Source organism: Marinilabilia rubra, assembly GCF_003121985.1.
Taxonomy (GTDB): Bacteria; Bacteroidota; Bacteroidia; order Bacteroidales; family Marinilabiliaceae; genus Marinilabilia; species Marinilabilia rubra.
The window spans coordinates 293,868-316,188 of record NZ_QEWP01000004.1 but is presented as its reverse complement, the minus strand read 5'-3'; the positions used below and the strand labels follow the sequence as shown (position 1 = coordinate 316,188).

Sequence of the window (22,321 nt, the reverse complement as noted above, 5' to 3'; positions counted from 1 at the left end):
AATAGATAACTTTTAAGTATTATGGCTAAGAATAAATATTTATTTCCGCTGATTATCATGGCAGCGTTGTTTTTCCTCATAGGTTTTATGACGACCATGAATAATTCAATGATTGATTTTCTGAAAGAAGCATTTGGGCTTGACAATCGGCCAAATGGTCAGATTTTGAAACAGTTGCCCAATACTTTCTTTTTTGGTGCCTATGCACTATCTGTTCCTGTGGGGCTCATGATCCACCGCATTGGGTATAAAAATGGTGTTACAACTGGTGTTGGACTATTAGCACTTGGAATTGTCTTGTGTATTCCTCTGGTTGCACTGGGATACATTCCTTTCTTGTTTGGGGTAGCTGTATTTGCCATTGGTATTGTCTTTCTTCAGGTTGCTGCCAATCCATATGTTAATGCTTTGGGGCCTGCTAAAACTGCAGCAAGCCGTCTGACATTGACCAACTTCCTGAATTCTGTTGCTACCGTAATTGCACCTATGTTTGTGTCTATGCTTATTATCTCTGATGGTGCAGATGCTTCAGAGATGGCTCCAACTCAGGTTCAGGAACCATTTATGATTATTGGCGGAATTGCCGTGGTTATTTTTGTGGTCATGTTTTTCCTGAAGCTGCCACAGATCAAAGGTGATGAGCATGATGATGCCGAAGTTCCCAAAGAATACAAGTCAAGTGCTTTTAAATACACTCATGTTTGGTTGGGATCACTGGCTATTTTCTTTTACATGGGTATTGAAATTGGAATTCCAAGTTTTTTTGCTGATTACACTAAACAGTTAGGGCTTGATTTTTCATCTGCGCAACGCACCGATATGCTTAAATACTATTGGGGTGGTCTGATGGTAGGAAGATTGTTGGGTATCTTTATTCTTCAGAAATACACTGCTCGTCAGATTTTGACACTTTGTTCAGTTGGTGGAATCGTATTAGTAGCCTCTTCGTTTGCAGTAGGTTCCAGTAATGCGCCATTAGCAATGTGGTTGCTTTTGGGTACCGGATTGGCCCACTCTATTATGTGGCCAACTATTTACAACCTGGCACTGGAAGATCTAGGACCTCATGCAGGAGTTGCTTCGGGGGTTATTTCTTCAGCCGTTATCGGTGCTGCTATATTAACTCCGATGATGGGAGCTATCCAGGCTCTTACCGGATCTGTGGTGTTTGCCATCAGTTGTTTGTTCGTCTACTACCTGTACCTGGTATTCTTTGCTACCAAAGGTTCAAAAATCAGATAATTTTTTTCCCGGACTCTTTTGTCATTGTACATCAGGGTCCGGCTTATATTTAAAACTTTTTTGAAATGCCAAACAAAGCTTCAGATACATTTACACTGAAAAACAGTAATGGCGTAGAAGTTTCTTTTACAGCTCACGGAGGGCGCCTGGTTTCATTGAAAGTGCCTTCGGCCAAAGGAGATATTGATGATGTATTAGTTGGTTATGACACTGTCGGGGAATCTTTGAAGGGAGACTTGTACTATGGTGCTCTTTGCGGTCGCTATGCCAACCGCATTGTCAAAGGTCACCTGATCCTTGACGGGCAAGAGCTTCAACTTGATGTTAATAATGGTCCAAACCATCTCCACGGTGGAAACGACGGTTTTAATCAGCGGATTTGGGATGTTGAAGAAACCCAAAAGGAGGGCTGTACCAGTGCTTTTCGTTTAAGTCTGATAAGTCCCGACGGAGATCAGAAATATCCGGGTGAATGTAAAGTAACGGTAATTTACAGTTTGAACGACAGCAACGAATTTAAAATTGAATACGAAGCTGAAACGACAAAACCAACAGTTATTAATCTAACCAGTCACCCGTATTTCAATTTGTCGGGAGATCTTAACAATAAGGTTACCAACCATCTTTTAACGCTCAATGCCGAGCAGTTTACACCAATCGATCCTGAGGTAGAAACCTGTAACGGTGAGATTGCAGATGTAAAGGGAACGCCTATGGACTTTACCAACGAAAAGCCTATTAGCGAAGCGGTGACCAGTTCTTTTGAGCAAATTAAAATGGTTGATGGATTAGATCACAATTTTGTTGTTAAAAATGGTGGCAAAGATGTAATCAAAGCAGCTGTGGTTAAAGATCCTGTGTCGGGAAGATCTCTGGAAGTTTATACCGATCAACCGGGACTTCAGGTTTATACCGGAAATCATTTCGACGGGTCGGAGAAAGGAAAGGGTGGAGCTCCTATTGATAAATATTGCGGAGTGGCCCTGGAAACACAGATTTTCCCCAACTCGCCAAATCACGACAATTATCCCAACGCTGTTTTGCGTCCGGGAGAAAAATATAAGCATACCTGCATCTATAAATTTGGTTTTTAGTTTTTTGTGTGATCTTTAATTACCATTTTTGTTTTTCTGTGATATCCAGGATATGTTTATTTAAAAAGTGGAGCTATTATCCGTTTTTAAGGTAAAAAAGCTACATTTTTGTTGTACTTTTGCGCAGATTCCTATTTCAGGGATCTGCGTTTTTTTTTGTGCACCAATTGGTTTTATTAAAAAATGGGAAAGACAATTATTGGAATTGCTTCAGATCATGCCGGTTACGAAATGAAGGAAACAGCCAAAGCGTATTTGGAAGCTAAAGGTTACGGGGTAAAAGATTTTGGTACCGACTCGCCCGAAAGTACAGATTATACTGATTATGCCCATCCTTTGGGACATGCCATTTCAGATGGCGAATTAGAGCGGGCCATTGCTTTTTGTGGCAGTGGTAACGGTATTAGTATTACTCTTAATCGCCACAACGGTGTGAGAGCAGCCTATTGTTGGAATGCAGAGATCTCGCGCATGGGGCGTTTACACAATGATGCCAATATTTGCGCTATGCCGGCCCGTTTTTTGGAAACCGATCAGGTTTACGAAATAATTGACGCTTTTCTGGAAACCGGATTTGAAGGGGGAAGACACCAAAGACGTATTGATAAGATTGATCTTTAATTAAATAATTACAACATGCAAAAAGCTGTCCGAAATAGACCGGGCAGCTCTTTTTTTAGTGGCAGTCAGAACAAGAGGCAATGGCTGGCAAAAAGAGGGAAACCACATTCCATGCTCTATTATCCAGCCTCTATCATCTAACCTCTAACCTCCAGTCTCTATTCTCTATTCTCATCCTCTTCCGGAATGAATAGCCTTTCCTGTACTATGGCTGAAACCTGAAATATTCCCAAAGCTCCATTGCTGATGTTGCCTGTTATGGGGATGCCGCTTGGGGGACTGAAAGGATTGTGGCCTATCCGGTTTTTCTCAGCTGCCTGAATGAAATCATAGTAAACTTCACTAATAGACAGACCAAAAACATCCAGGGTATCTCCCGGCTGTGCTTCAATGTTCATGAAAATAATGGCATCGTCCAGCCAGGTATTGTTGGTTAATTGGTCGGTATAGTGCGACCATACACTTGTGGAGTCGTAAAGAAATTCATTGACAGCATATTTAAAGATAAAATGTTCTCCTTCCGATTCGTTGTCTTTAACCCGTCCTGTTACCTCATAAATATGGTCTTGGGGATCTTCCCAGCGATCATAGTCCACTAATAATGTATCAATATTAACAGGGGGATTCATAGTGGATGTAGCTTCATAAACCTGCCCTTCCAGTTCGATTGAAAGATTGTACGTGCCGCCTGTAACCGGTGCAAAATTTTCAGGTGCCTGATAGATGCCATCCTTCTGGTGATCAAAAATATAACTTTTGGAGGGGCCATTCACCTTTACCAGTGCATTTTCAATTTTTTCAACCTCGGTGCCATCCATATAGGGGGCAGTGCGTGTTAATGTGATGGTTTTGTAATCGGGATGATTACCCAGAACTGCATCTACAACAGGCAGTCTTTCGTTAAGTTCATCAATATCGGGATCGAACTGAACCCGCTCGCAGCTTGTGCCAGCGATGATAGCAATCAGGGTGGATAGAGATAATATTTTGCGTAAGGTCATGGTTTTTAGAATTTAAAATTGTAAGTAACAGACGGAACTATTCGAAACATCACCATTTTATAGGCATTGATTTTATTGGGTGTGTCAGGGTCTTCTTCAAACTGAACCGAATAGGCATTGGCGCGGTTGTAAGCATTGTAAAGACCAATGTGCCATTCTCCTTCCCATTTTCTTTCGGGTTTGTCTTTTCCCTTTATTATTACTGATAAATCCAGTCTGTGGTAGTCGGGCATTCTGGCGTTGTTTTTATCGGTATAAATTGGCAGACTGCTTTCACCGTGCCTGAACCGCATGGAGGGGTAGGTGATAGGAGCTCCTGTTTTATACACCCAGGCAGATGAGATCCCAACTCTTTTCGACAGCTGATAATTCAGAACGATATTCAGGTTGTGAGGGATGTCATAATTGGCTCTGTATTCTTTTCCGTTGTTGATATCCGGAAAGTTACGCCAGGCACGTGACCAGGTATAACCAATCCATCCATTGAGTTTGCCTTCATTTTTTCTAAGAAGAAATTCCAATCCATAAGAATGAGCTTTACCAAACCTTACCTCTTTTTCGAGCTGGTCATTGAGCATTAAATTAGAATTGGCCTCAAAATCAATTTGGTGGTCCATCCATTTGTAAAAGGTCTCAACTGAGGCTTCATAACTATTGTTGTCAAAATTTCGGAACCATCCAACGGAAAGCTGGTCGCAAACCTGCGGCTGAATATACTCTGAAGCCGGAAACCAGACATCCAGGGGGGTTCCGCTTGTAGAATTCGAAGCCAGTTGGATATATTGGTATGTGTGGCTGTAAGATGCTTTTAATGAATTTTTTTCGTCAACCAGATATCTTGCGCTTAATCTTGGCTCAAGCCCGGTATGGGTGTTGTAAATATTATTTTTCCCGTAATTTACGGTATCGGTCACCTCAAAGTTGTCATCAATCCTGTAAACAGTCGCTTTTCCAATGTTTTGGAACGCAGAGAATCGCAATCCTGCATCAATTTTTAATTTGTCTCCGATTTTTCGCTCGGCAAGCACATAGGTCGCATACTCCATGGCCTTGTTATCAGATACTTTGTAATCGCTTGCCTGATTGGAGACTTCAAATCGACCCGGCTGAATAAAGTGCCTTATAGCCTGCCCCCCAAATCGAATTGTTGTAGAAGGCGAAAAGTACCATGTAAAGTCATATTTGGCACTCAGGTTTTCAAGATACGAGGTCCAGTCATAATCCGGGGTGCCCTGATTGATTTCTACCTGATAATTGTATTTGGAATACAGCAAGGTGAGGTTTGAGAAAAGTTTCTCGCTAAACAAGTGATTCCACCGGGCGGTGAGTGTTGCATTTCCCCAGTTCATGCCAAAATCATCTGCATACCCGTAGGCATCTTTGCCAAAATATCCCGAAAGAAACACGCGGTTATTGCTGTTGATTTCATAATTGGCTTTAGCGTTCAGATCATAAAAATAGAGTTTGTTCTGATTGATTGAAGAGTCGGAGGAGAGCCTCAGAAACATATCGGCATAGGTTCTTCTTCCTGAAATAATAAACGACCCTTTGTCTTTTTTGATAGGCGCCTCAAGTGTCAGCCGACTGGAAATTAACCCCAGTCCCCCTTCTGCCTGAAATTCCTTTTTGTTGCCGTCCCTCATTCTTACATCCAAAAGGGAGCTCAGTCGCCCACCTGCTGAGGCCGGAATATCGCCTTTGTAAAGAGTGACATCTTTAATGGCATCAGCGTTAAAAACCGAGAAAAAGCCCATCAGGTGACTGGGGTTGTAAACGGTAGCTTCATCCAGCAATATAAGATTCTGGTCCATGGCACCTCCACGTACGCTGAATCCGCTGCTGCCTTCCACCGGACTTTGAACTCCGGGCATCATCTGTATGGATTTCATAAGGTCTGATTCACCAAAGAGAACAGGCAGATTTTTGAGGGTTTTAGAATCCATCTGAACCATGCCCATTTGCGTGCTTTTTATATTATGATCACGGGCCCGGCCTTTTATTTCCACAGCGTTCAGTTCAATGCTTTTGGGAGCTAAGTCTATGTTTATGGTTTGTTTTCCGGTCAGATCTACTTCAATTACCTGATTCTGATACCCGATGTAGGAATATTGAATGGTGTATTTTCCTTCGGGGACGGTCATGGAATAAAAACCGTAAGCATTGGTAACGCTACCGGCTTGCAACTCTTGTATATAAAGTGTTGCGCCAATGAGTGTTTCACCGGTATCCTTGTCTTTTACATAACCACTGATGGTTACATCGTTTTGAGAGTGGGCTGTAAATAGCAGACCAACTAAAAAAAATAAAATAATCCTTGTCCTCATAAGCCGGGAGCGAAAATGATTTTTGTTAAACAGGTCTGCAAAATAACGACTCCTTTTTTTATTCCCAAAGTTAATCATGACGAGTGGCGGAATATCTCCGACCAATAACGAAAATCAGAGGATAGAGATATTTTTTACCTTTGCAGGCAGAAAATAATGAGAGAATGATTGAATGAGAGAATGACTGAATGAAAGCATGCGAAGGCATTATGGAATTTACCACTGACCACTGATCATTAAATACTGAAGACTAAACTATGTGGCTGATATTAACACTGGGCTCTGCTTTTTTTCTTGGATTTTACGACATTCTTAAAAAAGTCTCCTTGCGAGAGAACGCCGTATGGCCCGTGCTCTTTTTCGGGGCACTTACAAGTACGCTGATATTTATTCCCCTTTTGATTTTATCTGAACAGGGAGTTCTTCAGGCAGGAGACATGGTATATGTTCCGCGTCTTACCCCCCGGGAGCATTGGATGGTTCTTTTGAAGACCTCTATAGTTTTGACTTCCTGGGTTTTTAATTATTTTGCACTGAAGCATCTTCCGCTAACTATTGTAGCGCCCATACGTGCTACAGGTCCTCTCTGGACTTTAATAGGGGCCATCATTATTTTTGGTGAGCAATTGAGCGGTCTGCGATGGCTGGGGCTGCTACTAACTTTGTTCTTCTTTTTCCGCTTTTCAACGGTAGGAAAGCTTGAAGGACTCTCATTTCGCAACAACAAATGGATGTGGTTTGTCATTATCGGCACTCTGGCCGGAGCGGTGAGCGGACTCTACGATAAACACATACTAAGGCAGATTGACAGAGTAGCTGTTCAGGCTTGGTTTTCATTTTACCAGGTAATATTGCTTTTGCCCATTTTATGGTTTGTGAGACGAAAACGCGCAGCCCGTGACAGGTTTTACTGGCGCTGGAGTATTCCGCTGATTGGTTTGTTTTTAGTGGTTGCCGATTTTCTCTATTTCTATGCTCTCAGCGAGCCTGAATCTCTAATTTCAGTGGTATCTGCTCTGCGACGCGCAAGTGTCATTGTTCCTTTTGTGTTTGGGGCACTAATGTTTGGCGAACAAAATGTTAAGCGAAAAGCCATTTATCTGGCCGGAATTATGGTGGGGATTGTTTTGTTGTTGCTGGGTTAAAACACAAAAAACACCACAACACCCATTACAGCTATAAATGCTCCAATAATTTCTTTGGTGGTAATCTTTTCCTTAAAAATGAAGTGGGCTGGCGCAATAATCATTACCGGGGTCAACGCCATCAAGGTGGAGGCAATTCCTGTGGTTGTATACTTAACTGCCAGTAGGCTGAAAGAAACACCGAGAAACGGACCAAAAAAGGCACCAATGGAGATTCGTCCCATGGCAGATCCGTTTTTTAGAGCTTTCCAAATATTTCCCCAGCGACGCATTGCAAAAAACACCAGTGAAAAGCCCACAATACCTGCAATGACGCGAATTTGAGTAGACATAAAGGCATCCAGGTCACCCATTCCCAGTTTGCTTAAAACCAGTCCGAGTGCCTGACCGGCTGCTCCTCCAAAAGCCAGAAGAAGTCCGGAAAGAGGAAAATTGAACGAGAATTTTTTTCCTTTAACCGGTCTGCCTAAAATTACCAGTGCAATACCCACAATGGTTAAAAGCATCCCGAATATGTTAATGAGCGACATGGTTTCTCCCAGAATCATTAGTCCGAAAAGAGCAGTGAGAGGAGGGGTCAGCGACATAATTAGCATGGAAACTCTGGCACCTATTACAACAAAAGCCTGAAATAAAAGCAGGTCTCCAATAACAAATCCCACCAATCCGGACAGGCTCAGCCAAAACCAGGCATGGGTGCTCGCCCCTGTTGGCAGAAAATGACCACGGGTAATAGTGGTAAACAAACCAAGCAATACTAAAGCCATCACCAGGCGAATGAGATTGACAGAAAGCGATCCAACTTTTTTGCCGGCCGATTCAAAAGCCATACTGGTGGCTGTCCAGCAAATTGCAGTTACTACTCCTGCCAGTTCGCCGAGGTGAGATGTTATATAATCCATGTGTTTGAAGTATTTATTGTCGTATAATCCATATTCTTATTTGTTTGGTAGTTCTTCCTCAAAATATTGGAAGATAACCTTGGCAGTCGATTGTTTTTTCTGTCTTATGTTCCACAACTAACAACTACAATACTCCGTTAAACTTTTATAAAAGTCTGAAATTCAAACTCTTGTGGATGGATAATTTTTCATCTTAAAGCCCGGATTATCAGTGTTATATGATCTATCTTAAATCTTACCTGACTGCCGTCAGGCAGGTATGTAAAAGTCTAACGATCTATTGAACTAATGACTTTCACTAAAAACTAAACCACTACTTTTACAACTGAACAATGTCCATATTTTCGGGGTTAAAGAAAGTAATTTTAAGACTAACAAATAATGATTTTCGCTTTTACACATGTTTGCTTTAATGTTGTTAATTGGAAGTGAGGTGGTTATTTATGAAATAATCAACTTGAATAGATTGCCGGTTGAAATTTCATGATCAGAAGTGATTAAACCATTTTTTAACTGAATGGTCAATGAAAACCGTATGGTTAGACAATGACTTTCTTCCTTTCCTTCATTTTCTAACGTATGCAGCTTTCTTATAGCATTTTAATTGTTGTTCAAAAAAATATATTTCAGAATCCTCATTACTTCCAATATTTTTGGGAGCTTTAATAAGAAAATTTTATCAGAATGAATAGAAAACTATTGATCGTGCTTGCTGCCGTTGGGATATTGGTTCTTGGAGCAGCAATTATGTTTTTTTTGTTCTCCCTTAAAGAAGAACCCCAAAAGAACGTCAAACCACAGCCTGATATTTATGTGAAGGCCGAAACCGTGGCTTATAAAGACCTTCAGGCTGTCATTACTTCGTCCGGGCGTTTGCATGCTTTTAACGAAGTGGTAGTGAGTGCTGAAGTATCGGGCAGGCTTAAAGAAGGAGCAGTTCCCTTTCGCAACGGGCAAACTTTTAGCAGAGGGCAAGTTATTGCCAAAGTTGACAATCCCGAATTTCCTTTAAGTGTTAAAGCACGAAAAAGTAGTTTTCTGCAAACACTCGCTGCCATTCTTCCGGATATAAAAATGGACTATCCCGATTCTTTTGAGAGTTGGCAAACTTTCTTTGATAAAATAAATATCAATGAACCGATGCCTGAATTGCCGGAACCTGCTTCTTCCAAAGAAAGGATATTTCTGGCTTCCCGGAATATCCTGAGTAGTTATTATACCATCCTTGGAGATGAAGCCCGTTTGGAAAAATACCAAATCAGGGCGCCATTCCCGGGGGCATTTAATTCTGTTGCCAGAGACCCCGGAGTGGTTGTGAATATGGGAACCCAACTAGCGACTATTGTGCGCACCGATCTATACGAACTGGAGGTGCCGGTTGTTATGGAAGAAGTGAAAATGCTCGAGGTTGGAGATTCTGTTTCGGTTTCTGCAGAAAACATTGATCAAACCTGGAAGGGCAAAATCAGCCGGATCGGTTCGGTTGTAAATCCATCCTCTCAGGCAGTAAGTGTGTTTATTTCTGTTCCGGGAGTTAAAGGTCTTTATGATGGAATGTACCTGACCGCCCGTTTGTACGGAGATGTTCTGGAAGGTGTGATGGAGATGCCCCGAAATGCCGTTTTCACCCGGAATCATGTTTACACTCTTGAAGAGAAGAGACTGGTTGATAAAACCATAAATATTGTCAAGAGAAATCCGGAAACCGTTTATTTCAGAGGACTTGATACCGGTGACGAACTGGTTGTTGAACCTTTGCTGAATGTTACCGGAAACCCCAATTATAAAAAATTGCGATAAAGAGTTATGCGTAGACTAGTTGAAAAATTTGTCCATTATCCATTTTATGCCAATCTCTTTATCGTTGTGATTGTCATATCAGGATTATATGGGTTTCTTGAACTGAAAAAATCGTTTTTCCCGGAAAGGGAAACCCGCAATATTTATGTAACGGTTACTTATCCCGGTGCCAGCCCCAAGGAGATGGAAGAGGGAATCACCGTCCGCATAGAACAGGCCATTCGCGGACTGGTCGGGATAAAGGAGATTAATTCCACTTCCAGGGAAAATTTTGCCCGTGTAAGTATTGAAACTACCGGAGAATACGACATTGATGAAGTTCTCCAGGAGGTGAAGAATGCCGTGGATGGTATTTCGAGTATGCCGGTAGATGCCGAGCGCCCCATTGTTTTTAAACAACGCTCTACTACGCCGGCTATAAGGTTGGGCCTGGCCGGATCTGCCGATCTTGTCAGGCTGAAAACGCTGGCGCAGAGAGTGGAAGATGACTTTTTGCAAAGCGGCCTGATGAGTCAGATCAATATAGGTGGATATCCGGCGTTAGAAATTGCAGTTGAAATTCAGGAAGAAATGCTTTTGCGTTACGGGTTGACACACTCGGATATCAGTAATGCAATCTCTCGCAATAACCGTGATGTATCAGGCGGACAATTGCGAAGTGAAGAACAATACCTGATTATCAGGGCCCGGTCACGAACTGTGGATCCTGATGAAATAGCCAATTATGTGGTGACTGCTGATCCTAATGGTAAACTAATACGCATTAGTGATTTGGGGCGTGTGTTTTTGCAATTCTCCGAAACCCCCAGCGGTGCCTGGCTTAATGGTGAGCGCTCGTTGTTTATCTCTGTCAACAAACTGATAACAGAAGACCTGGAGGCCATATCGGACTATGTAAATGATTATGTAGATGAATTTAACAGTAAGCATACGGATGCCCAGATGACCGTCACCTTTGATTTTCTGGATCTTTTGAATTCCAGACTTCATCTTCTTTATAAAAACGGGGGGCTTGGCCTGGCTTTGGTAATTATTATACTTGCTTTCTTTTTAAGTTTCCGGCTCTCACTCTGGGTGGCCTGGGGTATCCCTTCTTCATTTTTGGGGATGTTTGTACTTGCCAGTCTTTACGGGGTCACCATCAATATGATTTCCTTATTTGGAATGATACTGGTGATTGGAATACTCGTTGACGACGGTATTGTGGTAGCCGAGAATATCTTTTCTCACTTTGAGAAGGGGAAATCCCCGCGTCGGGCGGCCATCGACGGAACGCTTGAAGTTTTGCCGGCGGTAATGACTTCGGTTACTACTACTATCATTGCTTTTGTTCCGCTGATGTTGATACAAGGGAATATGGAGATGATGGGCGAAATGGCCTTTGTGGTAGTATTCAGTCTGGCATTTTCGCTGATAGAAGCAGCACTGGTCTTGCCGGCTCACGTAGGGTCACCTCATATACTGCAACGACGCTCCGAAGCTGTGAATTTCGGAAACCGTTTTCGCGATAAGCTGGAGAATTTTATCTCTTTTATGCGAGACCGGATATATGGCCGTTTTCTCAGATTTGTACTTCGTCACAGAATAGTAGCTTTGTCGGTACCTCTGGCTTTAATACTTATTACCGCCGGGCTTATGGGGGGTGGTTTTATCTCCACCACTTTCTTTCCCAACATTCCACCCGATAGTTTCAATGTAAATGTTGCCTTTACTCCGGGAGAAGGTGAAAAGCAGACACGTGAATTTCTTCAGGAGTTTGAAAAAGCTGTATGGGAAGTCAATGATGAGATAGTGGAGGAGTATAATGATACCGCTAATTATGTGAATTACACTTACCTTGTGATGGGCAGTTCCTTTGACGGTGATGAAAATGGTTCGCATGCCGGACATATTGCCGTTAACTTAAGAAACCTTGAAGGCAGTGAGATATCTTCATTTCAGATTGCCAACCGGGTGCGCCAAAAGATAGGAGAGGTACCTGCAGCTGATAAATTTTCGGTAGCCGGAAGGAACCGTTGGGGACAGCCCGTTTCTATCAGTTTGATGGGCGAACACCTTGAAGAACTAAAACATGCCCGTGAATTTTTGTTGGAAGAGCTTGAGAATATACCTGAGTTGACTGATGTTGTTGACAATGAAGCTCCCGGTGCTCAGGAAGTGCGTTTAAAGCTGAAACCCAAAGCTTATTATCTTGGGTTGGACATGTTCACCATTATGAACCAGGTACGTAATGCCTTTTTCGGTGCCCAGGCGCAGCGCCTGCAACAGGGTAAAGACGAGATCCGGGTTTGGGTACGCTACCCGCCGGGAGATCGTGAGCAAATTGGGCAACTGGAAAAAATGAAGATCAAAACACCTCAGGGGGAATATCCTCTGGAAGAACTGGCCGATTATCACCTGGAGCGCGGACCGGTGGCCATTCAGCGTTACAATGGAAAACGCGAGATGCGCATCGATGCCGATTTGGTAGATCCGTACGAACCTGTACCGCCTATTTTGGAGGAAATCAGCAACGACATTATGCCTCAGATACAGGCCAAATATCCGGGCGTTAGTTATGTTTACCAGGGGCAGCAGAAATTTGCCTCAGAGTCTCAGAATGAAATCTCAAAATATTTTATTCCGGCATTCGGACTGATCATTGTTTTAATCATGCTGCACTTTCGGTCATTCGGACAGGGCGCCATTATTTTGATGATGATTCCTCTGGGATGGATTGGCTCCGCATGGGGACATGGAATACACAATATTCCCTTGTCTATTCTTAGTCTGTGGGGAATGGTCGCCTTATCTGGGGTTATTGTCAATGATGCTGTGGTCTTCCTGCAAAAATACAATTCCTTTATAAAGGAGGGGTATACAGTAAAAGAGGCCGCCTTCCAGTCCGGTTTAGCCAGATTCCGGCCTATTGTGCTCACCACATTGACCACCACTCTCGGGCTGTATCCCATCATTCTGGAAAAGAGTATGCAGGCGCAATTCCTGATTCCCATGGCCATGGCATTGGCTTATGGTATATTATTCGGAACAGCCTTTATTCTGATATTCTTCCCGGTTATTATATTGGCTCTTAACGATGCCAGGGTATTGCTGAGATGGCTGTGGACCGGAAAGCGCCCATCCAGGGAAGAAGTAGAAACGGTAAATGTTTCGAAAAGGCGCAATATTGATTAATGAGATTATTAAGGTGGATTCTTTGCCTGATAAATGGCAAAGAATTCGCCTCTCCTTTTACGTTGGAAAATATCTAAGAAGTTGTTTTAAAATGAAACAAATCATTACATATCTGATATTTACTGTTGTTTCAATATGGCCCGTAATGGGACAAAACGATGATGGTAACTACTCTCTGGATCAACTCATTGTTGAAGCCCTTGAAAACAATTACGATATCCGCATCAGTGAAGCCGACCTTGAAATAGCAGAGCTGAACAACACCCTTGGAAATGCCGGAATGTTTCCGACTTTAAGCTGGGAGAGCAGTCTGAGCAATAATTTCAATGACCGTTATGACAACGACAATCAAACCGGAAGCCTTCAGAATGGTGTACGGTTAAACTGGATGCTTTTCAACGGTTTTTCTGCTCATATCCGCAAGGATCGTCTCGAAACTATGGAGGAACTATCCGGTGGAAATCTGGCGTTACTTGTTGAAAACACCATTCAGGCGGTGGTGATGGCTTATTATCGGGCCCTTTTTGCCGAAGAGCAATTGACCCTTCTTCAGGAGGTTATGCAACTTTCAGAAGACCGGTTACAATACATGGAGGATCGCGTGGATCTTGGTGCAGCCACCAGTTACGAAGCTCTTCAGGCACGTACAGCTTATTTGACGGATAAAACAGCTTATCTCGAGCAGGAGGTGAACGTTTTGAGTACTCTTCGTGAATTGAAATACCTTATAGGTAAGGATGAAGGGGAAGCATTGGAGTTATCGGGCAAGCTTTCGTTTGAAGCCAGAGATTACAACCTGGATGAGTTGCTGAGCAAGATAGAAAGCAGCAACCAAAGCATACAAAATCAGTATATGAATCTGGCTTTGCTCGAGCAACAGCGCGTTCTTCAACAACGCTCGCGTTTTCCATCTCTTAATGCAAATGCAGGTGCAGGCCATAACATGATGCCCGAATCACTTAATTCCGCTTCAGACGCACCCGGTTTTTCGGATGGTTACTTCTCGTATTTTGTGAATTTCTCGCTCAGTTTTACCCTTTTTGACGGAGACCGCATCAATCGGAATGTTCAGATTGCAAGAATGGAAGAGGCCATTGGCCAAACCAATCTTGAGGAAATGAAGCACCGTTTGAAAAACCAATTGTTCAATTTATTTGATCAGTACCGTGTTCGCCGCGAATTGGTTGAAGTGGGCCGTGAAAACCGGGAAACGGCCCGCGTAAATATGCAACTCTCTGAAGAAAAGTTCAGGGCCGGAGCCATCAACTCATTCAATTATCGAGATGTGCAATTGAGCTACTTGCAGACTTCCATCAATTACTATCGCTCTGTTCTGAACCTTATTGACACGCATACCAGTCTGGTAAGAATTACCGGAGGGATTGTGGAAGAGTATGAATAGAGGGTGAAATGGAAGAATGGTGAGATGGTAGGAAGGTGGAATGGTTGGATAGGCATAGTGCTAAATGATAGCACAATTGTAAAAAGTTAATTACCAATTTATTGAAAAAGCCTACGGAGTATTGAAATACGACTGAAAAGTCTGATTTAGGATGGTATGGCAGAATAAGTCCCCCTTGGGGGATTTAGGAGGCCAAAAAGCAAACCCCGGCAGAACATTTCCTGCCGGGGTTTCTCTTCAGGCAACTTCACTTCCTTCAAAAACCCAAAGAAAAAAGCGGTTGAGCCAGTTACGCATCTTTAATGTAAATGGCCTTACTTGCAGTCACACTCACCGCCGCAACTGCATTCAGGAGTATCACCACTTTTGCAGCCACAGTTTCCACCACAGCCGCACTGGTGATCCGATACATTTCCGACGTAAGTATAACCCTGAGCAATGTTCTGATCGTTTTGTCCCATATTTTTATTCCTTTTAATCTATGAATACAAAGTAAAGAACAATAAATGATAAAAACAAGACAAAGTTGTCCGAAATAGATTTTTTTTGAATCATTTAAGGTTTGTAGGGGAGGTGAGTTTTTCATCATAGCTTTCATCTTTAAGGAAGAGGCAGAAAGGGGGTGATGGTGACACGGTGGAATGAATGAGGGCAAAAACCAGATGCTGAAACTAGGAATTCTGAAAAAATATTTCACCAACCGGTAGATTAAGTTTTATCTTGCATATTACATGGGGATGGGTAGAGAAGTTTGAAACAAGATTAACGCGAATCATTGAGGCGAAAATATGGGTGTCTTCAAAAAGTTTTGAAAGCACGGTCTGGATTCATTTTTTAAATGTTTATTCACCAGGTTTAATTGGTTTTCGGGAATTAATTAGAGTCTGTCTATAAGGGAGGTAAAGTATGTTTTTAGTCATGTGTCTGATCAGAATGTGCCAATTGCAATGCCCGCCCCGATTTTTCTTCGGGGGCTTGCGAAGCCCCCAAAAGCGGAGTTTACTTGGGTAAATGAGTATTTTGGGAGCAAGCGTAACGACGCAAATGGTACTTTATGGACCGACACTAATTATCGGTTAAACAATTGCAGGTTAAGATTGAGGTATTCTTATCAAACTTTAACAGGGGCAACTTTATATTAAATGAAACAGGCATGACAAGGATTGGCACAACTTGTCCCGGCATTTACGGAAATAAACATGTATACACTTAATCATGAGGTTTTAATGCCTGCCGGCCATGCGGGCATCAGTCCAATTTCTTAAATGAATTGATGTTGTTCTCATTGAAATTAAAGCATGAAACGCCGGATTTGTAATATAATCTCAATTCTACTGATTGCCTGCTCTGCAAGTGTTTTTTCGCAGCATTCAGATGTCCGGTTCAGACGTTTAACCATTAACGACGGGCTTTCACTTTCTTCCGTTTATACCATATATCAGGACCGTTTAGGATATATGTGGTTTGGTACGGAAGATGGATTAAACCGGTATGACGGAAATAATTTCAGAATTTTCAGACCCGAGGTGGATGAGCAGAACAGCATTGCTCATAAGTGGATAGAATTTATTGAAGAAGACAATAAGGGGCGCCTGTGGTTTGGAAGCCGCGGAGGTTTATCTCTATTTGATCCGCACAAGGAGAGTTTTCTCACTTACCACTCATCCAATCAGGAAGGACAACATCTTACCAATGATACAATAACTTCAATGTTGGTCGATTCGCAGGAGGCAGTTTGGGCAGGCACCATGCGTGGATTAGTAAAGATTAATCCGGTTTCTTTGGTATCTCAAAGTGTATATGTGAAAAGAGGTGACCAGCTTGCTTCCCGAGTATATGCTCTTTTTGAAGATTACCGGTCAAACATATGGATTGGAACTGACAGAGGATTATATGTTTATACGCCTAAGGCTTCCTCAAAACTAAATGAACATGGCCCTGTGATTTCTCTTGTGAAGGAATTAGCAGTGTATTCAATTGTTGGGAATAAGAAAAAAATATGGGTTGGTTCAGATATTGGCCTTTTTGAATTGAGTGGTTATGCCAATAGTAATCAGCCAAATCGTTGGAGAAAAATTGAATTCAATTTTTCTTTTAACCAGGTTGAAGATCTGTATCATTCTTCTATTAATTCCAGTATATGGGTGAGCACAGACACGGGTTTATTTCGCTTTAATACGCACTTAAATGAACTTTCTTCCGTGGTCCGGACCGTGGATGTAACACATAGTTTATCCATACACCAGTCCAAACCCTTTATTCAGGGGAAGAATGGCAATATCTGGTATGGAACACATGGTGATGGTGTTTATCAATTAGATGCCGGGGGGAGATTAATCAGGCATCTTAAAAACGATCCCGTCAATCGGTTCAGTCTGAGTGAAAATTCGGTCAACTGCATTTACGAGGATAATTCCGGCCTTATATGGGTGGGGACCTTTGGTGCAGGCATTAGTATTTACGATCCCAGGGCCAATAAATTCAGCCTTTACAGGCACAGACCGGGAGATGATAAAAGCATTTCCAGTAATTTCATCTGGACTATCTTCGAAACCCAGGGTGGAGAAATCTGGCTTGGATCCGATAACAAGGGAATTACCCGTTATATCCCTTCCGGTGAGGAATATATTTTCTATGACCACCAGGCAGGAAAACCCAATTCATTGGCTGTCTCTTCTGTCAGGGATATTTTTGAGGATTCACAAGGCAGAATATGGATTGGTACCGATGGAGGCGGGTTGAATCTTTTTCTGCCCGAAAAACAAGGCTTTGTCCATTATCAGAATAAGAATGGTGATGCCCAATCGATCAGTGATAATTCAGTACGCGAAATTTTTGAGGATCGATATGGTGTATTATGGGTAGGAACCCGGAATGGGTTAAACAGGTTTGATCCTGAAAAAGAGATTTTTCAACGTTATTTGCATAGTCCGGATGATCCGGCTACACTGTCGCATAATTTTATCTATGCTTCCATAATTCAGGATTCAGACGATAACCTGTGGATTGGGACATATGGCGGCGGATTAAATGTAATGAATTACCAAACCGGACTATTTAAATCCTATAGATCCGATCCTGAGAACTCCAGGAGCCTTTCCGATGATATCGTTTTTGATATCTATGAGGACCCAAAAACCGGATTGTTTTGGATAGGAACAAACAACGGGCTCAATCGTTTTGATCCCCATAAGCAGTTATTTACCCGATTTGGACTTGCAGAAGGATTGCCCAATGAAGTTATTTATAGTGTTGTACCCGATCAGACGGGCAATTTATGGTTAAGCACCAATGCAGGAATTTGTTGTTTCAATCCTTATTCCCATAGTGCCGTATCTTATGATGTAACCGATGGCTTGCAAAGCAACGAGTTTAACGGAGGAGCATTTCACAGAGGGAAGAGTGGCAAGCTCTATTTCGGCGGGGTTTACGGACTAAATGTTATTGATCCGGAGCAATTGCCAAAAATTGTTATACCGAAAAAGGTGTTACTCACAGGTATGGAAATTCTGGGAAAAGAAGTAAGGGTGGCAGATAACTATCAGGAGCAGCGGGCCGGGAATGATTCAAAAGAAAACGATTATTTTCTTGTAAATAAGAGTGTTTCATATTTAGATACACTTATCTTAAGCTACCAATACCGGTTCTTTTCATTCGAATTTGTTGTTCCCGGTAACATCAATGCGCAAAGGATGTATTATTCTTACAGGATGGAAAATCTTGATGATAAGTGGCATGATTCAGGAAACCGAAATTATGTGACATACGCCAATATGAAGCCCGGGAATTATTCATTCCAGGCCCGGGCGAGCTTGGACAAAAACACCTGGAGCATGCCTTCAAAACCACTTACTCTGATTATTGAGCCTCCATTCTGGCAGCGCTGGTGGTTTTATTTATTGGAGTTTATTTTAATCATATCTATTGCTTTTTTTATTTACCGGTATTTGCTTAAAGCAAAGACCAATAAGCTACTGCGCACCCGGAATGTCCAAATAACCGAAGCCAATGCTAAGTTGGCGCAATCTGAGAAAGAGCTTCGTGAACTTAATGCCACTAAGGATAAATTCTTTTCCATCATTGCACATGACCTGAAAAATCCTTTCGCAAGCCTGATGTCCATTACGGAAGTTATGCATAATCATTATTCCATGCTGGATGAAGATGAAAAAGAACAAGGGATAGAGAAAATTGATGATTCCGTAAAAGGGATCTTTCATTTGCTGGAAAATTTGCTTACATGGAGCCGGGCGCAAAGCAATCGAATTAAGTTTGAACCAGTGATTTTTGACCTTACCCTCATGATTCACGAAGTTGTTCTTATTTATAAGCCTTTGGCAAAAGTAAAAGGAATAGATTTGACTGAAACATCCGAAAATGAGTTGATTAAAGTGTTTGCCGACAGGGAAATGGTGCATACGATCCTTCGTAATCTTGTAAATAATGCGATAAAATATTGTTCACAAGGGGATGCTATTTGTATCCATTCTGCGGCTCAAAAAGATTGGGTGTGTGTAAAAGTAAAAGATACGGGAGTTGGAATTTCAGAAGAGAATTTGAGTAAACTATTTAAAATTGATGCCAAAATTAAATCCACGGGCACTGCCGGGGAGAAAGGAACCGGGCTGGGATTGATTTTATGTCGTGAGTTTGTTGAAATAAACGGTGGTAAGTTTTTTGTAGAAAGCGAGCTGGGACAAGGAACCGCTTGTACCTTCAAGCTGAAACGTTCCGAAAAAAGAACAAGTCCTTAAGTGACTCTTGCTCTGAAAAGTATTTTTACCCCGCCTGGTGAAGTATCTTTGTAGACAGAACAGCAGAGCCTTCGTCGTTTCAACGACCATTGAAGATTAATACGCTTGAAGTTGCCCTAATTCCTCACTTCTATCCAAATTCCGGAACACCTATTCCCTTTTGTAATATCTTTCTACATCAACCTCAGGGTGGATCTGAAAGTTGGTGTTTTCCATTTTTTGTATCAACTGGTTGGCTGACCAGGGGGCCAAGAGCAAGCCTTTAGAGCCAAGCCCGTTCAAAATCCCAATGGTGGGCTGGTTGTTGAGAAATCCAATTACCGGTCGCCTGTCATGTGTGGTAGGCCGGATGCCGGCTTCCTGATTAATAATGGAATAGGGAAAGTGACTAATCTTTTCAAGTTTCTTTATGATTTCATTTTTCGCCTGGCAAGTGGTATTTGTATCGGCGTAATCCCAGGCATAAGTTGACCCTGTTTTATAGGTTTGATTATTGGTGGGCAGGATAAAGAGATTCTTTGTAATGATTTCTTTGTGGCTGTAAACCGGACATTTGATGGTTAGTATTTCACCTTTGGTATGTTTATATTTTACCTGGTTAAATAACTGTTGATCATCGGTAAAACTTCCCTGGCACAGAATGGCTTTTTGATAGGACTTATTATTGAAGCGGACTTCGTTGCCTTCTGTCTTTAGATCTTTGTTGATATCAATCTTTTTCTGAAGGAGCAATCCATTGGTTTTCAGATATTGCCTGAAACCTGAAATTAAAGATTGTATATCATACCAGCCCCCTTTATGCACCGTTCCATATCCATTGGGGGTTTTTATGTAGGGCGAAATGGGATGGTAAGATACCTGAGGATCGATATACTTCTCAAGTTGGTTCTCTATAAATTTCTTGCGCCAAAATAGATCTTCCCCGGCACCTAAAATCCTTTGTATCGGGGTTGGGTAGAAGAATTGTTGACCTAAAAACTTTTCTAATTCATGAGTGGTTTGCAGAAATTCGGGATACAATTCATCGATCATCCATGATTTGGTCAATCTTCTGAAAACAACCGGATTAATCATTCCACCTGCTTTCAGTGAAGCCTTTTGCTGATTGTTATCATCAACAACTTTGATGGAGTAACCCTTTCGAAGGAGTTTAAAGGCCAGTATCGTACCGGCGAGACCTTGCCCTACAATTAATATTTTCAATTTTTTTTAAGGGAAAACATCAAAACGGGCAAATGGTTTTATTCATAACCATCCATTGCGTTCAATAATTGTTCAGCATCCTGAAGACCGTTTGTGTTCATCAGATCTAATCAATGCAGATCTGAGAAAGTGTCTTAAATTTGATGTAATGAATTGTAATTAAGTAAGAGGGGTGATATAAAAAAAGGACAAAAAAAAGGGGAGTAATCTTAGAAATTATTAAGTTTATGCAATATTTGTAAAACAATAAATAAAACATAATTATCTGCAGGGCTATATAAATGACATAGGTGCAAAAAGAATTAAAGATATCGGGAAATGAATAATGTGCCTGGTTTGTGAGGTTTTTGTGGATCACCAAAATGACATACTAAGTAATACTTTAAATGAGTAAACATTATACAGAAATTATTTAATCAAAAACTCAATTTATGAAAACCACCGTTTTTTCCATCATTTCACTTACCATTCTGATTTTGCTATTTAGTTGCAAGGATCAACCAAAAGTCTCAGATGAAGCACTTATCATAAACGAAAATAACAATTTCAAGGACACAGCGCTTGTACTGGAGAATCTTATTTCTGACATAAAAATTGTTCCATTGGAGACCAATGAGCAATGTCTAATTAGTTATTTTCACGGCCATGTAGGCGAAAAATATATAATTGCCTTTGAAAGAGAAAAAATTTTACTTTTCTCAGGTACGGGTAAGTTTATCAGTATAATTTCTCAGAAAGGCAAAGGGCCCAATGAATTTAACTATATTGATGCCTGGGATGTAGATGAGGATGAGAAGTTTTTACATTTTCACGACGTGGGGGGGAATTATATAAGTCGGTACAACCTGGCTGAGGCACAATTTGAAAAGAATATTCCAATTGAAGATAAAGGTGGCATGTCCGGTATTGTCACAGTTAATGACACACTTCTGGCCGTTTTACGTGGTGGGTATGCCAATTACGAAAATCTCTACTTTTACGTCTCAACCAGCGGACGTATCACTGAAGGTGAAAAAAAGAAGCCTTTAACTCATCCGGGAGTATGGGCCGGTAGTAGCTCCGTTTTTAAAAGGTCAAATGATAATTCTATTTTTTATCAACCTTTTGAGGGGGATACAATTTTTAAAATTAACGGACGCGATAAAAAAACTTTGCTGGCTATGCAGCTTGAAGACCCGGTAAAGACAGGTAATAAGACAAAGGGGTATCATGTAGGTTTGATGGGGCAAATTGGGAATGAAATTTTCTTAAGTAAAAGTGTGTATGAATCTGAGGTATCCGAGAAGTCAGCAATCTTACGAACGACTCTTGATGAGAAATATCTTTACGACCAGGATAATCATGATATTTTTAAGATAAGTTCTCTTCTGTATGATGAATTGGGGTTGGAGTTTGGTTCCTCTTTTAATTTTCAAAGTGCTGAACAATTGTTAATTAACTATCAGGCAACATACTTTAAAGACATACTGGAAAAAAATATTGAAGATAGTGATATTGACGAGGCCCAAAAAAGTAAACTGCAACAGCTGAACGACAAAATATCAGAAGGAGATAATCCCATATTGATTACCGGGAAATGCAAAAAATCATGAGAATGTAAACAGTTCATCTGGCGGGTCAAAGAGTTTGGTTTCTCTCTTTGCTGCCTTTTTATTAGGC

Annotated in this window: 14 protein-coding genes; 9 read left to right on the top strand and 5 right to left on the bottom strand. The window is 41.5% G+C overall.

All coding sequences use genetic code 11. The features are described from left to right. The first annotated feature begins 21 nt into the window (after nt 1-21). The 3 genes from gluP (at nt 22) to rpiB (ending at nt 2,957) form a co-directional block, all read left to right on the top strand. A complete protein-coding gene (gene gluP / locus DDZ16_RS07560) occupies nt 22-1,242 on the top strand; it encodes a glucose/galactose MFS transporter (RefSeq protein ID WP_109263824.1) in 1,221 nt (406 codons plus the stop codon). A gap of 65 nt (nt 1,243-1,307) precedes the next feature. Then, the gene (locus DDZ16_RS07555) at nt 1,308-2,336 is read left to right on the top strand and encodes an aldose epimerase family protein (protein ID WP_109263823.1); all 1,029 of its coding nucleotides are present in this window, start codon (nt 1,308-1,310) and stop codon (nt 2,334-2,336) included. 183 nt (nt 2,337-2,519) lie between these two features. Further along, nucleotides 2,520-2,957 carry a ribose 5-phosphate isomerase B gene (rpiB, locus tag DDZ16_RS07550; protein WP_109263822.1) on the top strand — a complete coding sequence of 146 codons (438 nt, stop codon included), beginning with the start codon at nt 2,520-2,522 and terminating at the stop codon, nt 2,955-2,957. Between the two features lie 158 nt (nt 2,958-3,115). On the opposite strand, the gene DDZ16_RS07545 is transcribed toward rpiB, so the two are convergent. Together DDZ16_RS07545 and DDZ16_RS07540 are read right to left on the bottom strand one after the other, a co-directional pair. After that, nucleotides 3,116-3,958, bottom strand: a complete 843-nt coding sequence (locus DDZ16_RS07545; RefSeq protein WP_109263821.1) for a DUF4249 domain-containing protein — start codon at nt 3,956-3,958, stop codon at nt 3,116-3,118. 5 nt (nt 3,959-3,963) lie between these two features. Then, nucleotides 3,964-6,282: a TonB-dependent receptor gene (locus DDZ16_RS07540; RefSeq protein WP_109263865.1), complete on the bottom strand. Its 2,319-nt coding sequence runs from the start codon at nt 6,280-6,282 to the stop codon at nt 3,964-3,966. A gap of 257 nt (nt 6,283-6,539) precedes the next feature. Here DDZ16_RS07540 and DDZ16_RS07535 point away from each other — a divergent pair, with 257 nt between their 5' ends. Beyond that, nucleotides 6,540-7,427 (top strand): DMT family transporter, encoded by an 888-nt coding sequence (locus DDZ16_RS07535; RefSeq protein ID WP_109263820.1) that lies wholly within the window; start codon nt 6,540-6,542, stop codon nt 7,425-7,427. Here the strand turns inward: DDZ16_RS07535 and DDZ16_RS07530 are convergent. Further along, the gene (locus tag DDZ16_RS07530; RefSeq protein ID WP_109263819.1) at nt 7,424-8,329 is read right to left on the bottom strand and encodes a DMT family transporter; all 906 of its coding nucleotides are present in this window, start codon (nt 8,327-8,329) and stop codon (nt 7,424-7,426) included. The genes DDZ16_RS07535 and DDZ16_RS07530 overlap by 4 nt on opposite strands. Before the next feature lie 684 nt (nt 8,330-9,013). Here DDZ16_RS07530 and DDZ16_RS07525 point away from each other — a divergent pair. From DDZ16_RS07525 to DDZ16_RS07515, 3 genes are all read left to right on the top strand, one after another. Then, on the top strand, nt 9,014-10,129 hold the full coding sequence (locus DDZ16_RS07525; RefSeq protein ID WP_109263818.1) for an efflux RND transporter periplasmic adaptor subunit: 1,116 nt from the start codon (nt 9,014-9,016) through the stop codon (nt 10,127-10,129). A 6-nt stretch (nt 10,130-10,135) separates the two neighbouring features. Then, on the top strand, nt 10,136-13,303 hold the full coding sequence (locus tag DDZ16_RS07520) for an efflux RND transporter permease subunit (RefSeq protein ID WP_109263817.1): 3,168 nt from the start codon (nt 10,136-10,138) through the stop codon (nt 13,301-13,303). Nucleotides 13,304-13,394: 91 nt separating this feature from the next. Beyond that, nucleotides 13,395-14,705: a TolC family protein gene (locus tag DDZ16_RS07515; protein WP_109263864.1), complete on the top strand. Its 1,311-nt coding sequence runs from the start codon at nt 13,395-13,397 to the stop codon at nt 14,703-14,705. A gap of 289 nt (nt 14,706-14,994) precedes the next feature. On the opposite strand, the gene DDZ16_RS07510 is transcribed toward DDZ16_RS07515, so the two are convergent. Next, nucleotides 14,995-15,294: a hypothetical protein gene (locus DDZ16_RS07510; protein ID WP_146192209.1), complete on the bottom strand. Its 300-nt coding sequence runs from the start codon at nt 15,292-15,294 to the stop codon at nt 14,995-14,997. 709 nt (nt 15,295-16,003) lie between these two features. On the opposite strand from DDZ16_RS07510, the gene DDZ16_RS07500 reads away from it, so the two are divergent. After that, complete coding sequence (locus DDZ16_RS07500; RefSeq protein ID WP_109263815.1) at nt 16,004-19,459, top strand: ligand-binding sensor domain-containing protein; 3,456 nt, start codon at nt 16,004-16,006, stop codon at nt 19,457-19,459. Between the two features lie 150 nt (nt 19,460-19,609). On the opposite strand, the gene DDZ16_RS07495 is transcribed toward DDZ16_RS07500, so the two are convergent. Then, on the bottom strand, nt 19,610-20,662 hold the full coding sequence (locus tag DDZ16_RS07495) for an NAD(P)/FAD-dependent oxidoreductase (RefSeq protein ID WP_109263814.1): 1,053 nt from the start codon (nt 20,660-20,662) through the stop codon (nt 19,610-19,612). 431 nt (nt 20,663-21,093) lie between these two features. Here DDZ16_RS07495 and DDZ16_RS07490 point away from each other — a divergent pair, with 431 nt between their 5' ends. Further along, on the top strand, nt 21,094-22,254 hold the full coding sequence (locus DDZ16_RS07490; protein ID WP_109263813.1) for a 6-bladed beta-propeller: 1,161 nt from the start codon (nt 21,094-21,096) through the stop codon (nt 22,252-22,254). The last annotated feature ends 67 nt before the right edge of the window (nt 22,255-22,321 follow it).